Genomic DNA, 13,416 nt, shown 5'->3' on the forward strand with positions numbered 1-13,416 from the left:
TCTCGCCATCCTTATTGCTAGATTTCCTAGTAATCGGGGATTCCGTACATTCAGGATAGCTAACCGAAAGACCGTGAGAGCCATGTCCCGCTCGTTCGCGCCCGCACTCGCCCTGCTGACTGCCGCCGTCGTCTTCGCCGCACCCGAGGCCGTCGCGGAGCCGACCACCGCCGACATCTACCTCGGCCGCTGGAACTACAACTTCCCCGACCACTCGACCATGACCAACTACGCGACCGAGAACATCCCCGGCGCCCCCGACGCACCGCAGATCGGCGACATCATCTTCACCTCCCCCTCCCCCGGCCGAGTCACCGGCCGCACCGACGTCGGCTGCACCTGGGAATTCAAGACCACAACCGACGGCCTGACCCTCGACCCCGCCAACCAGACCTGCCACAACCCCACTTTCGGCTACACCTACACCACAACCGCCTGGACCGTCCGCGTAACCGGCGACAAGGAAACCGAATCCATCACCGCCCTGAGCCACCACCAGAACACCGACTACACCTTCACCCTCCAGCACGGCGCCCGCACCAAAACCCGCGAGGACGATCCAGCGGCCGCCAAATCCTTCCAGGGAACCTGGACCGCCGACACCGCCAAGCCCGAAACCATCACCCTCACAACCAATTACGGCAACCGCCTGATCGCCCACACCCCCGACAGCTGCTCCTGGACGCTGGTCACCCGCGGCGACACCGCCAAACTCGACCCTCCCGTACAAACCTGCACCCAGGGCGATTCCGCTGTGACACTACGCTTCTGGACCATCGCAACCTCGGGCGACCACCAGATCTCGACCATGCTCGGCACAGACGCCACGGGCGCCCCCATCGCCGTCAACGGCGGATTCACAAGGCACTGACCGTGCCCAGCGGCGGCAACGTCCCACGACCCCCTCCTACGCGGCGGCGACTTTGGCCCACCCGCATGACCTCATTCGAATCCAGGCGGCGCCCCCGAACTCCTGGACGAAATCGCCACCTCCCTCCTGGGCCCCAACATCGGCTTCCCACCCCCTGGTTCGCCCGCCGGATATCTGACCCACATCACCATCGACCGCATCGGCGGCGTGGGCCCCTGGGCATAGAAACAGGAGGACCGGACCACACCGGTCCGGTCCTCCACCGCCACAGCCGAACTCGAAACGCAACCCGCCTCCGCCCGAGTCACCCAGGACGTCGCTACCGTGTCGCGCGTGACCACGTCGAGCGAATCCGAGACATCCGACCCCCACAACCTGCCGGTACACCAGTACGTCACCACACTGAACCGCAAGCGCACGGCCGCCGGAGTGCTGTTCCGAGATCCGCGCGACCGGGTGTTACTGGTCGAGCCCAGATCGGCTGGCACACCCCGACAGGCCGCCTCCTGGTCGTGGATTACGTTCGCCCCCAAGACAACCGCCCCGAAAGAATCATCTTCGTCTTCGACGGCGGCATCCTGACCGAACCCGACCTCAACACCATGGCACTCAACCCGACCGAAATCCTCTCGGCAGCCTTCTGTTCCCTGAAAGACGCTGCTGCGCTGGTGAAACCGCTACTCGTCGACCGTCTGTCGGCGGCCCTGGAGGCAGTCCACGATGGTGTTACCGTGTTGTGTGAGCAAGGGCGGCGCATCACCTGAATGTTGGGCCGAGCCGCCTGGAATACCGCCTTCCCGCGGCCCGGTAAAGGCTGTCATGCATACCGCTGGCGTACAGCAGCCCCTCGAGCTCGCCGCGAGTCTTCGCGCCCGCGGAGTCCAGCCGCCTCCAGCAATGACATCAGGTCGGCGGCGGCCTGGCCTCAACTCGTATAGCATTCTGTCGAAACGGAACACCTCGGCGGTCTGATGAGCATCGTTTACTTCTCGCACAGCTACAGGGAACGCGACGCCGCAGTCGTCGACTTCTTCGCCAGGCTGATCCGCAGTGAGGGATTGACCTTGAGCCTCGACCCTCCCTCCAGCTCGGTCAACAGCGCGAAGCTCCAGCGACACCTCAACGCAAGCGACGGGATGATCGCAGTATTGAGTCGCCGGGAAGATGGCGTATCGCCGCACATCTTGTATGAGATCAATCTTGCCGTTAAGACCGGGACTCCACTATTGGTCTTCGTCGAGGACACGGTCCCGACCACAGCGCTCTCCGCGCGACTTACACAGCAACGGTTTTCATCTCGCTGGTATCTCCGCGAGGCCCGCGAACATCGTCACGCCCTCCGAACGTTCAAGATGTTCATGCATGACTCCAATCCCCCCAAGTTTCGCCCATCGACGACAAGACGGGCATGCGTAGTCGTCGGAATCGAGCATCTGCCCCTCGGCATGGCGGACGGACTGCACGAATGGATTGAACGCGACGCAGACTACGACTGTCTCGTGCTGTCCCACGATGTGGACCCCTATGCAAGCTGCGAACTGTTACGGGGCGCAAACCTTGCGATCTCCTTCCAAGGTCCACATCCAACCTACGCCGACGGATTGCTCGCGGGGATCGCAATCCCGACGATCATATTGACTGGGCGGTCGCAAACCGTCGTCGAATGGCCGCCTGCCGAATATCAACCTCGGTCGTTCTCACCGGACGAGTGCTTGCAGAGCACCCTCAAGGGCGAGCTCGAGCTGTTCGAAGAAGACTTCTTGGATCTTCCCGATCAGCAAGCTGTCGATCGTTATGCTTCGGCGCTGGTAGATCTACACGGGGTCTACGATGAGCGAACCCGTTCGTACGTACAGGAAGTAGTCATGGGCGATAAGTATCAGTCGTACGGTCAGGCAATCCAGGGCCCGAATGCCCACGTACACCACGTCAACTTTCAGCAGGCATGGAGCGCATTCAGTAACGACAGCAAATCCGACGATCTACCTGCCCTGGCGTCCGAGCTGGAGCGACTTCGCCAGTATGCGCGAGGTCTTGCCTCCACTCGCGAAGAGGATGCAGCCGTCGCAGAGATCGGAGCCGCCGCGACGGCCGCCGACGAAGGCGACGGCCCAAGAGTCATGAGCCACTTGGCAAAGCTGGGCACTTGGGCACTCGGCGCGGCAACCGCGATCGGTACTGCACTCGCCGCCGCTGCCATCAAATCGGCGACCGGCCTTTAAACTCGCAGGGGTAATTTCGGCAATTCCAGGATGCGCCTATCGTCTCGCAGGTATCCACGTCCGGTAAGTGGGAGGCATTCGGTGCCGCGCGTGCAGCTTGTCTGTCGCAATGCCGGGGTGCTACTCGCCTGTCGTGCGAGCAGGGGCCTGAACACCACCCCGCCTGACCTCACTCGAACCCCGGCGGCGCCACGAACCCCCCGAACTCCCGCTCCACCAACTCCGCGAACCGCAACGTCGTATGGTCCTCCAAAAACGGCCCCACGATCTGCATCCCGAACGGCAGCCCCTCATCCGTCCGCCCGATCGGCACCGCCGTCGACGGCAGCCCGAGCAGCGTCGCGATACTCGCCCACATGAGGTTGTAGTTGTAAGGGTAAGCGGCCCCGTCGATTTCGAGCGTGCGCTGGTCCATCTCCGAATGATCGTGCGGGAACGCGGGTGTCGGGGTGACCGGGCACAGCACCACGTCGAATTCGCCGCAGAGCCGTCGCCATTGGGCGGCGAGGGCGTGGCGCGTCCGGTCGGCCTTGACCCAGTCGCCGTGACTGATCAGGAACGCCCGCAGAATGGTGGCCTCCACCCCGTCGTCGCCGGGCGGCAGCTCGGCCAGGGCGGCCTCGAGCCTGCGGTGCTCATCGGGTGACATGTCGCCGCCGAACTGCGACATCAACAGTGTCAGATAGGTTTTCGCCGTCACGGTGAGATCGGGCAGCGCCGCGCTGTGCCGGGCGACGACGGCCCCCGCGCGCTCGAGCCCCCGCGCGATCCGCTCGAACCCCTCCCGGATGACCGCCGAGGTCGGCACCAGCGGATGCGTGTCGACGACCAGCACGCGGAACCCGTCCAACTCGGTGTGCCGCGGTGGCCGCAGCGCCAGCTGGTACGCGACCGCCTCCACCTCGTCGGGCCCGGCGAGCAGCAGCGTCGCGTAGGTCAGGTCGGCGGCGGTGCGCGTCATCGGCCCGACCACGGGCAGGTCCTGCGGCACCGGCAGGACCGGCACCCGGGGCGGCGTGTTCCCGCGCCCGGGGAGCAGCGTGCGGGACGGTTTGTGCGCGTAGATGCCGCAGAAGTGCGCGGGCACCCGCAGCGAGCCACCGATATCGGACCCGAGCGCGAGCGCGACATATCCGGCCGCGAGCGCCGCCGACGACCCGCCGGACGAGCCGCCGGGCGAGCGCGTCAGGTCGAACGGGTTGGCCGTCGTGCCGTAGATGGCGTTGTAGGACTGCCAATCATGCAGTGCCAGCGGCACATTCGTCTTACCGAGCACTACCCCGCCCGCACCCTTGACCCGCGTCACCAAGGCCGCGTCCTCCTCGGGCAGCCATCCCTCCGCGGCCGGATCCCCCCACGTCGTCGGCAGACCGGCGACATGGAACGACTCCTTCACCGCCACCGGCACCCCGAGCAGTGGCCCACCCTCCCCACGCGCCAGCACCTCATCGGCGTGTTTCGCGGCGACCCGGGCCCGATCGAAATCCCGTACCACGACCGCATTGATCTTGTCGTCGAACCGCTCGATTCGCGCGATACTCGCCTCGAGCAACTCGACGGCCGACACCTTCTTGTCCCGCAACGCGGCAACCTGCTCCCGCAGGGTCGCGTATTCGAATCCTGGCATGAACCCGATGCTATACACATCGCGCCTGTTTCGAAAGGTGTTCTGGCACATCACTTTTCGCCTACCGTGTAGCCACACCGACGCGCGAATGTCAAGACCCGTCCCTTACGCCGCCGATCACCCCGGTAATGGCAGAGTGAACACATGCCGACCCCGAGGAGACAACCGTGAGCGAACGCACCCCCAGCCAGTGGGAGGACCTCACCGCCGCCGACCCCCACCACTCGACCTGGTACGTGGAACGCTTCCGCACCCTCGCGGCCCAGGGCGCCGACATCGTCGGCGAGGCCCGCCTCGTCGACGCGATGCTCCCCCGCGGCGCCCGGGTCCTCGACGCGGGCTGCGGCCCCGGCCGCATCGGCGGCTACCTGCACCGAGCCGGTCACGTCGTGACCGGCGTCGACGTCGACCCGATCCTCATCGCCGCCGCCGAACAGGACCACCCCGGCCCGACCTGGCTCGTCGGCGACCTCGCCGAACTCGACCTCCCCACCGAGTTCGACGCCATCGTCTGCGCGGGCAACGTCATGACCTTCCTCGCCCCCACCACCCGCACCCCCGTCCTCACCAATTTCGCCCGCCACCTCGCCCCCACCGGCCGCCTGATCGTCGGTTTCGGCGCGGACCGGGGCTACGAGTTCCCGCAGTTCTTCGCCGACGCCGAAAAGTCCGGTCTCACAACGGATTTAAGGCTCTCGACCTGGGATCTCCGCCCGTTCACCGAGGGGTCGGATTTCCTGGTGGCGGTGTTCTCCCGCGTCCCTCCCGATGCTCGCGGCGTGGCCCGCTAGGGTGGACCGATGGCACAGGTCAGACAGATCCAGGTCACCTTCGACTGCGCGGACCCCGAGCGTGTCGCTCGATTCTGGTGCGAGATCCTGGGTTACGTCGTGCCGCCTCCGCCGCGGGGGTTCGCGAGCTGGCAGGAATTCGACAGCGCGTTGCCAGCCGAGCGACAGGGGTCCGCGTTCGCGTGTGTCGATCCGAACGGGGTGGGGCCGCGGCTGTTCTTCCAACGCGTGCCCGAGGGCAAGGTGGTGAAGAACCGGGTGCATCTGGATGTGCGGGTGGGCACCGGGTTGACGGGAGACGAACGGCTCGCGGCATTGGAAGCGGAGTGCGCTCGGCTCGTCGCGCTCGGCGCGGTGCGCGTGCGGCTGCTCGCCGCGGACGGCTTCAACGAGTCCTGCATCGTGATGCAGGACATCGAGGGCAACGAGTTCTGCCTGGACTGACCTCGGACGACAACCGAAAACGCTCCGGCACAGACGATTCGGTTGTTCGACATCCGCCGCGCCGCCTGATTGGATCCTGCTCATGCAGATCGGGCTGACCCATTTGATCGACGAGAGGCTCCTCGAATTCGCCGAGGAGACCCGACGGTTCAACGCCACCAGACAACCGGGCGTGGGCCCCACCGGCATCGAGGAACTCCGGCGCGTGCGGGCCGCGCAGACCCCCTTCTCGGCGGACACCAGGGCGACCGAGCACACCGCCGAGGCCGAGAACCGTTGCGTCCCAGTGCGAATCACGCTTCCGCGACAGCGCGAGATCCGAGGCGCTCTGCTCGACATCCACGCCGGGGGCTTCTACCTCGGCGCGAACGCCGGTGACGACACCCGCAACGCCCGACTGGCCGACGCCCTCGGCGTCGCCGTGGTCAGCGTCCAGTACCACCTGGCCCCCGAACACCCCTGGCCCGCCGCCCCCGAGGACTGCGAAACCGCCGCCCTGTGGCTCCTGGAACACGCCGAAACCACCTTCGGCACAACATGTTTGGCGATCATCGGCGCATCCGCCGGTTCGAATCTGGCCATGACCACCCTGCTCCGCCTCCGCGACCGCGCCCTGATCCACCGATTCACCGGCGCCGTCCTGCAATTCGGCGCCTACGACCTCGCCGGACAAACCCCCGGCGGCCGCCGCTACGCCGACGAATACTTCATTCGGGCCTACGCCGCCCACGCCCCCGACCGCACCGACCCCGACATCTCCCCCCTCTACGCCGACCTCACCAACCTCCCACCCACCCTCCTCCTGATCGGCGACCAAGACCCCGTCCTCGAAGACAACCTAGCCCTAGCCGCCCGCCTGTCCGCCGCCCACAACAACATCGACCTCCGCGTCTACCCCGAATCCCCCCACGCCTTCACCTTCCGCCCCACCCCCATGGCCGCCGCCGCCCACCACGACATCGACACCTGGCTCGACCACCACTTGACCGCATAACGTAACCCCGGTGGAGCACAACGGGATCGAGGTCACCGCCGAACTGGTGCGCGACCTTCTGCGCGATCAGCACCCGGACCTGGCGGGTCTCCCCATCCGCCTCGGCGCCCGAGGCTGGGACAACCAGCTGTGGCGGCTCGGCGACGACCTCGCCGTCCGCCTGCCCTGGGCGACGGAATCCGCCGACGCACTGCTCCGCAAGGAATACAGGTGGGTTCCCGCACTCGCCCCGCACCTTCCCCTCCCCGTTCCCGTACCCCAGCGTTACGGCCACCCCTCCCAACGCTTCCCCCGCCCCTGGATCGTGACCACGTGGGTCCCCGGCACCCCCGCCGACCGCTCCCCCATCACCCGCGGCCGCGAAGCCGCCGCCACCCTCGCGGCCTTCCTCACGGCCCTGCACCGCCCCGCGCCCGAGGACGCTCCGACAGGCCGCGATCGCGGCGGCCCGCTAGCCGACTACACCGACACGTTCCTTCAAAGCCTCACCAGGGCAGAACAATTGGGCCTGATCCCCGACCCCGACGCGGTCCGCGCCGTCTGGCACGACGCCATCACCGCCCCCGCCTGGCAGGGCCCGCCCCTCTGGCTCCACGGCGACCTCCACCCCGCCAACATCCTCACCACCGACGGCACCCTCTCCGGCATCATCGACTTCGGCGACCTCTGCGCGGGCGATCCCGCTTACGACCTCACCGCCCCTTGGCTTCTCCTCCCTGATGACACCATCCCCCACTTCCATGCCATCCACCCCCGAGACCCCGCCACCCTCCGCCGAGCCCGCGGCTGCGCCGCCATGCGCGCTCTCGGCGGCATCCTCATCGGCCACGCCGGAGACCACAACCGCCCCGGCGGGAAATCCACCTGGGGCCCGCCCGGCCGAGCCGCCCTCCGCCGCCTCACCGCCACGCCCGTGAACAGGGCGAACAGGTAGCCCCCTACGCTAGGCCCCCAACCCACGACCTCCATACGCTCCGTCGCGAACCCAACCCACCACACGAAACGGAGCAACGATCATGTTCGCGCACTGGGGCACCTTCACCAAGCCCAACTCCCTCAATGTCTGCCTCGGCTTCGCCGACGACTCCCTGCGCCAGCACGGATATCAGGTGTGGGAGACCGCCAATGACGGGGACTACATGCTGATCGGCGGCAACAACAATGTCATCGTCAATGTGACTTGTGTTCCGCAGCAAGGCAATACGTGGATCTCGGTGAGCGCCTACTCCCCGGACTCCGCCACCGCCGAGGCCGCCCGCAACAGCGTGCGGGAGACCATCGTGAATCTGCAACTCATCGATTAGACTCCGCCGACGTCAACAGCCGCGTCACCGCGTGCCCGAGCTGCGGGGTGACCACCCCTTCGTGCTCGATCCCGAGTTGCGTTGCGAGCGAACCGATATGGAGCCACGTCGCGCTCTCGAGCAGCGTCGCGTAGGTGTCGGTCGCGGCGCGGATGCGGTGGCGGGCGGTCAGGGCGATGACCAGAGCCAGCGGCGCGGCGGGCCACCACCAAATCGTCAGCGGCACATAGAGAATCGACCACGCGGCGAGCGTGGACGCGCGGGTCGATGCCGTTCGGGCGTCGGTGATCTGCGTGCGGACCGCGTCGGGGAGTAATAGCCAGAGCGGGGGCCAGACGGTGGCGAGGTCGAGGTGGAGGTCTCGATCGAGCCGAACGGCCGCGGCGTGGACGCGGTCGCCGCTCCAGGTGGGTCGTTCCGGCCGTTCGACCGCGACGCGGGCGCGGGTACGGGCCGCGCGATGCCGGAGTACGGGATCGGGACGGTCGGCGGGATCGGGGGCCAGCGCCTTGCGCAGTTCCTCGTCGTAGGCCGCGCCCGCGGCCTCCCAGCGCCGCCTGCGCCGGGTGACCGCCCAGCGGGCGGGCCGATACACGAGGCGCGGCCAGGTGGCCCAGTCGGCGGCCAGCGCGAGATGTTCGACCAGCGTGCCGACGGCCTGCGCGCACAGCCCGGCCGCGGCCGCACCGGCGAGAATCCCCGCCAACAACGCGACCTGCCCGCCCGTGGTGCCGACGGCGGGATCCTTGGCATAGGCGGTGATCCTGCGCACGAGCAGACCGACATCCAGCGCGTGCGCGTGGCCCAGCGTGAGTGCGGCCGCCGCGACCGCGAGATAGAACGCGCCGGGCAGGACCAGCAGCGTCAGCCACTTCTCGGCGAGCTTCTTGGCCAGCTCGCTCCACAGCCCGCCCATTCAGGAAAGCCGCTCGCGCAACAACTCTCGCCCGGCGACGGCACAGCGCGGGGAATCCTCGTCGATCTCACCGGCCGCGCGGCCCGTGCACCGCCCCAACGGGCAGCGGTAGACGACCTCGAGATGCCGTACCCCGACCGGACCGATCCCGCGCTGATTCCCGTACAAACCCCGTGCGTCCCCCGCGCTCCGCAAGGCCGAGTGGACCGCGTCGAGCGCCGGACCGACGTCGGCGGCGTCACCGGACCGCACGACCTCGAGCAGCCGACGCAGCGGTTCGTTCCCGTCCTCGCCCAGCGTTTCCCGGACATCCGCCAAATGCCCGCACAGATAGGCCAATCCGGCCGCGACCTGCCCGGCGTCTTGTGACGGCTGCACCCGACCCCCTGAACTCCGGGCCGCGCCCGGCTTGATCATGTCGTCGGAATACGTTATGCCACAGGTGATCGAATAGCCAAGGGTCGAGGGGAGGCGACGTGTCCGGTCTCGACCGCGTGCGCGGGCGCGTCAACCGCGCGAAAACCGTTGCCGAGCTGGACGACGCGATCCGCGCCGCCCGGCGACTGGCCGCCGACACCGAGCCCGGCCACCCCGACTTCCCGGCCACCCGATACCACTTGGCCCGTGCGTTGGCGATCCGGTTCGGCCACACCGCCGCCCCGGCCGATCTGGACGAGGCCATCGCCATCGGCCGGGACACCCTGGACCGGATCGACGCCGGAACCCCCTTCCATCTCGACCTGCTCGCGGCGGTCGGGCACAGCCTGTACATCCGGTTCGAGCGCACGCACGCGACCACCGATCTCGACGACGCGATCCACCTGATCCGAGACGCGCTCGCGCGCACCGACTCCGGCGATCCGAGCCTGTCCCGCAGGATCGACATTCTCGGCGCCGCCCTCATGACCCGATTCCGCCGGACGGGCACACCCGCCGACCTCGACGCCGCGATCGCGTTGCGGCACCGCGCGACCGCGACGAGGGGTCCGCTCGAACCCGCCCGCGCGGTATGGCTGATCAGGGTCGCCGGTGCGCTCGCGGACCGGTACGCGCGCACCCGGACTGTGGCCGACCTGAACGAGGCCATCGCGCTCGGCGAACACGTGGTGTCCCGCCTTCCCGCGTCGATGCCGGAGGCCGTTCGCGCCGAACTCCGCCATGCCCTCGGGATGAGCCTGCGATTCCGTTTCGACCATTCCGGCGCGCCCGCCGACGTCGACGCGGCCGTCGCCCACGCGCGGCGGGCCTTGCACGACCTTCCCGCCGACGCCCCCATCCGGACCGAGGCCATGAACACCCTCCGCCAGTCGTTGCTGAATCGGTTCTGGCGCACCGGAATTCGATCCGATCTGGACGAGGCGGTCGAGCTGGCCCGGCAGGTGGTCGCGGCCGCGCCGGACGACGACCCGAATCGCGCCCTGTACCTGGCCAACCTCGGGATCACCCTGCGCACCCAGTTCGAGCGCACCGGGAACCCGGCGGATCTGGACGAGGCGATCCAGGTGGGCCGCGCGGCCGTCGCGGCCATGAGCACGGACGTTCCGACCTACCCGGAACGCGCCAGCAGCCTCGGCCGGGCGTTGGTCGATCGCTTCGGCCTGACGGGTTCGACGCGGGACCTGGACGAGGCCATTCGGTTCGCCCGGCTGGGCGCGGCCGCAACCACGGACAGCGGGGTGCGCGCCGGTCGCCTGACCACCCTGGGCGTAGCCCTGCGAAAGCGCTTCGAGCGCAGGGGAATCCGGTCGGATCTGGACGAGGCCATCACCGTCCTGCGCGAAGCCGTGGACGCGGCCCCGGCCGAGTATTCGGCGACGACCTTCCTGCTGATGAATCTCGGCAACGCCCTGTGGAGAAGATTCGAATCAAATTCCGCGCCAACAGATCTCGCGGAGATGATCGCACTGTTCCGCCGCGCGGTCGCGGAAACGCCCGCCGACCACCGCGAACACGCGACCATGCTGTCCGGCCTCGGCCGCGCCCTCCGCGCCCGATACGAGCAGACCGACAACCCAGCGGACCTCGACGAGGCCGTCACCACCCTGCGTCAAGGCGCAAACCTGACCCCCACCGACCATCCCGACCGCGCCGAACGACTGCTCGCACTGGCCGCCGCGTTGATGACGCGATTCTGGCGCGCGGGAACGGCACCCGACCGAAACGAAGCCCAATCGGCCGCGCTGGCCGCCGCGCACCTCGAGATCTCCCCACCACAACCACGCATCCTCGCAGCCCGCGCCGCCGCCGACCTACTCGCACCAACCCACCCGCAAGAGGCCGCCGCCCTCATCGCCACCGCAATCCGCCTCCTCCCCGAGGTAGCCCCCAGACAACTGGAACGCTCCGACCAACAGTTCGCAATAGGCGAATCCGGCGGCTTCGCCGCCGACGCCGCCGCCCTAACCCTCCGCAATCCCCTTGCGCCCCAAGCTGATCGGTCCACCGCAGCGCCCCGCAATCCCGCTGCACCTGAGGCAGATCGACCCGATCCGGCACCCCACAACCCCGCTGCACCCGAGGCAGACCGAGCCAATCTGGCACCCCAAAACCCCGCCGCGCCCGAGACGGATCGACCCGATCCGGCACCCCGAAACCCCGCTGCACCCGAGGCAGACCGAGCCGATCTGCCACCCCGAAACCCCGCTGCACCCGAGGCAGACCGAGCCGATCTGCCACCCCGAAACCCCGCTGCACCCGAGGCAGACCGAGCCGATCTGCCGCCGTGCAATCCCCCGGTGCCCGAGGCGGATCGAGCCGATCCAATCCCGCGCAATCCCACTGTGCGCCCGGCGGACCAAGCCGATCTGACACCCCACAACCCCGCTACGCCCGAAACGAATCGAGCCGATCTGGCGCTGCGCCTGCTGGAGGCCGGGCGGGCGGTGCTGCTGGGCCGGACGCTCCAGATCCGCACGGATGTCACCGATCTCGCGGACCAGCACCCGGAACTCGCCGCCGAATTCGTCCGGCTGCGGGACCGGCTCAACGATTCCGGCGACTCGGACCGCGTCGAGCTGGCCCGCGCGTTCGAGCGCACGCTCACTCGAATCCGCTCCGAACCCGGGTTCGAGACCTTCGCCCTGCCGCCGTCGACCGAACAACTGCGCGCGCAGGCCGCCGACGGACCGGTGATCGCGTTCAGCGTCAGCGATTACCGCAGCGACGCATTGCTGTTGACCGCGGACGGCATCTCCGCCCACCCGCTGCCCGGCCTGTCCGCGCAGATCGTGCGGGAGCGGGCGGCGGCCTTCCGGGCGGCGCTGCACACCGCCGACCACGGCGCCACCGGACCGGAACGGCAAGCGGCGCAACGACATTTGACCGAGACACTGGAATGGCTGTGGGACAACGCGATAGGCCCCCTCCTGGACGCGCTGGGCTACCGGGAGCCGATCACCAACGGGCAGCACGGCCCCCGAATCTGGCTGTCACCCGGCGGGCTACTCGGTCAACTCCCCCTGCACGCGGCCGGATACCACACGCGCACAACGGATTCCGAGCCGAGAACGGTACTGGATCGGGTCGTCCCGTCCTACACCCCGACGGTCGCCGCCCTCGGCTACGCGCGGCAACGCCTCGCCGCCACCGATCCGGCCACCCCGCCCCGGGGCCTGGTCGTCGCCATGCCCACCACGCCAGGCGTCGCGGGCCGGTTGCATCATGTGCTCGACGAGGCCCGACTGGTCGCCGCCCACCTGCCGGGCGCGACCGTGCTCACCGAGCCGACCACGGCCACCGTGCTGGACCTCCTCTCCGATTGCGGCGTAGCGCATTTCGCCTGCCACGGCGCGACCGACCCCGACGATCCCTCGCTCAGCCGCCTGCTGCTACGCGACGACGCCACCTCGCCGCTCACCGTGGCCGCGCTCGCCCCGATCCACCTCGACCGCGCCCGCCTGGCATACCTGTCCGCCTGCGACACGGCCGACGGCGGCACGCGCCTGGTCGACGAATCCCTCCACCTCGCCTCCGCCTTCCAACTCGCGGGATATCCGCACGTGATCGGTACCCTGTGGACGATCGACGACGGCACGGCCAGCGACATCGCCGACAGCTTCTACAGCGGTCTGCACACCGCGCCCACGACATTCGACGTGACCCGAGCCCCGTACGCCCTGCACCACGCGATCCGCACCGCCCGCGACGCCCTCCCGGCCACCCCGTCCCTGTGGGCCGCGCACCTGCACACCGGGGCCTGATGTCACACCCGCGCTCGCGGCGTCGTCAACCCGACGACACCACGAGCG

12 protein-coding genes are annotated in these 13,416 nt (G+C 68.5%); 9 read left to right on the plus strand and 3 right to left on the minus strand.

The window, feature by feature from the left end; translation table 11 throughout:
- Positions 1-82 precede the first annotated feature (82 nt).
- From ACWDSJ_RS17580 to ACWDSJ_RS17590, 3 genes are all read left to right on the plus strand, one after another.
- Positions 83-871 carry a hypothetical protein gene (locus tag ACWDSJ_RS17580; RefSeq protein ID WP_450033140.1) on the plus strand — a complete coding sequence of 263 codons (789 nt, stop codon included), beginning with the start codon at positions 83-85 and terminating at the stop codon, positions 869-871.
- A gap of 512 nt (positions 872-1,383) precedes the next feature.
- Positions 1,384-1,635: a hypothetical protein gene (locus ACWDSJ_RS17585; protein ID WP_450033141.1), complete on the plus strand. Its 252-nt coding sequence runs from the start codon at positions 1,384-1,386 to the stop codon at positions 1,633-1,635.
- Between the two features lie 207 nt (positions 1,636-1,842).
- On the plus strand, positions 1,843-3,093 hold the full coding sequence (locus tag ACWDSJ_RS17590) for a hypothetical protein (RefSeq protein ID WP_450033142.1): 1,251 nt from the start codon (positions 1,843-1,845) through the stop codon (positions 3,091-3,093).
- 169 nt (positions 3,094-3,262) lie between these two features.
- Here the strand turns inward: ACWDSJ_RS17590 and ACWDSJ_RS17595 are convergent, their stop codons facing one another.
- Complete coding sequence (locus ACWDSJ_RS17595) at positions 3,263-4,720, minus strand: amidase (protein WP_450033143.1); 1,458 nt, start codon at positions 4,718-4,720, stop codon at positions 3,263-3,265.
- 167 nt (positions 4,721-4,887) lie between these two features.
- Here ACWDSJ_RS17595 and ACWDSJ_RS17600 point away from each other — a divergent pair, with 167 nt between their 5' ends.
- The 5 genes from ACWDSJ_RS17600 to ACWDSJ_RS17620 all read left to right on the plus strand — a co-directional run bounded on the left by ACWDSJ_RS17600 (position 4,888) and on the right by ACWDSJ_RS17620 (position 8,253).
- Positions 4,888-5,511 carry a class I SAM-dependent methyltransferase gene (locus ACWDSJ_RS17600; RefSeq protein ID WP_450033144.1) on the plus strand — a complete coding sequence of 208 codons (624 nt, stop codon included), beginning with the start codon at positions 4,888-4,890 and terminating at the stop codon, positions 5,509-5,511.
- A 9-nt stretch (positions 5,512-5,520) separates the two neighbouring features.
- A complete protein-coding gene (locus tag ACWDSJ_RS17605) occupies positions 5,521-5,955 on the plus strand; it encodes a VOC family protein (protein ID WP_387362031.1) in 435 nt (144 codons plus the stop codon).
- Positions 5,956-6,037: 82 nt separating this feature from the next.
- Complete coding sequence (locus ACWDSJ_RS17610; RefSeq protein WP_450033145.1) at positions 6,038-6,949, plus strand: alpha/beta hydrolase; 912 nt, start codon at positions 6,038-6,040, stop codon at positions 6,947-6,949.
- Positions 6,950-6,959: 10 nt separating this feature from the next.
- Complete coding sequence (locus ACWDSJ_RS17615) at positions 6,960-7,883, plus strand: aminoglycoside phosphotransferase family protein (protein WP_450033146.1); 924 nt, start codon at positions 6,960-6,962, stop codon at positions 7,881-7,883.
- 82 nt (positions 7,884-7,965) lie between these two features.
- The gene (locus ACWDSJ_RS17620) at positions 7,966-8,253 is read left to right on the plus strand and encodes a hypothetical protein (RefSeq protein WP_387362027.1); all 288 of its coding nucleotides are present in this window, start codon (positions 7,966-7,968) and stop codon (positions 8,251-8,253) included.
- On the opposite strand, the gene ACWDSJ_RS17625 is transcribed toward ACWDSJ_RS17620, so the two are convergent.
- Entirely contained in the window at positions 8,243-9,169 is a 927-nt protein-coding gene (locus tag ACWDSJ_RS17625; protein ID WP_450033147.1) for a hypothetical protein, read from the minus strand. The two genes, ACWDSJ_RS17620 and ACWDSJ_RS17625, sit on opposite strands and share 11 nt — an antisense overlap.
- A complete protein-coding gene (locus ACWDSJ_RS17630) occupies positions 9,170-9,547 on the minus strand; it encodes a hypothetical protein (RefSeq protein WP_450033148.1) in 378 nt (125 codons plus the stop codon).
- A gap of 98 nt (positions 9,548-9,645) precedes the next feature.
- On the opposite strand from ACWDSJ_RS17630, the gene ACWDSJ_RS17635 reads away from it, so the two are divergent.
- Complete coding sequence (locus tag ACWDSJ_RS17635) at positions 9,646-13,368, plus strand: CHAT domain-containing protein (RefSeq protein WP_450033149.1); 3,723 nt, start codon at positions 9,646-9,648, stop codon at positions 13,366-13,368.
- The last annotated feature ends 48 nt before the right edge of the window (positions 13,369-13,416 follow it).

The organism is Nocardia sp. NPDC003482 (genome assembly GCF_053588115.1).

Coding starts and splice junctions, on each gene's coding strand:
- ACWDSJ_RS17625 (WP_450033147.1), bottom strand. CDS start 9,169: ATGGGCGGGCTGTGGAGCGAGCTGGCCAAGAAGCTCGCCGAGAAGTGG.
- ACWDSJ_RS17620 (WP_387362027.1), top strand. CDS start 7,966: ATGTTCGCGCACTGGGGCACCTTCACCAAGCCCAACTCCCTCAATGTC.
- ACWDSJ_RS17605 (WP_387362031.1), top strand. CDS start 5,521: ATGGCACAGGTCAGACAGATCCAGGTCACCTTCGACTGCGCGGACCCC.
- ACWDSJ_RS17580 (WP_450033140.1), top strand. CDS start 83: ATGTCCCGCTCGTTCGCGCCCGCACTCGCCCTGCTGACTGCCGCCGTC.
- ACWDSJ_RS17610 (WP_450033145.1), top strand. CDS start 6,038: ATGCAGATCGGGCTGACCCATTTGATCGACGAGAGGCTCCTCGAATTC.
- ACWDSJ_RS17590 (WP_450033142.1), top strand. CDS start 1,843: ATGAGCATCGTTTACTTCTCGCACAGCTACAGGGAACGCGACGCCGCA.
- ACWDSJ_RS17595 (WP_450033143.1), bottom strand. CDS start 4,720: ATGCCAGGATTCGAATACGCGACCCTGCGGGAGCAGGTTGCCGCGTTG.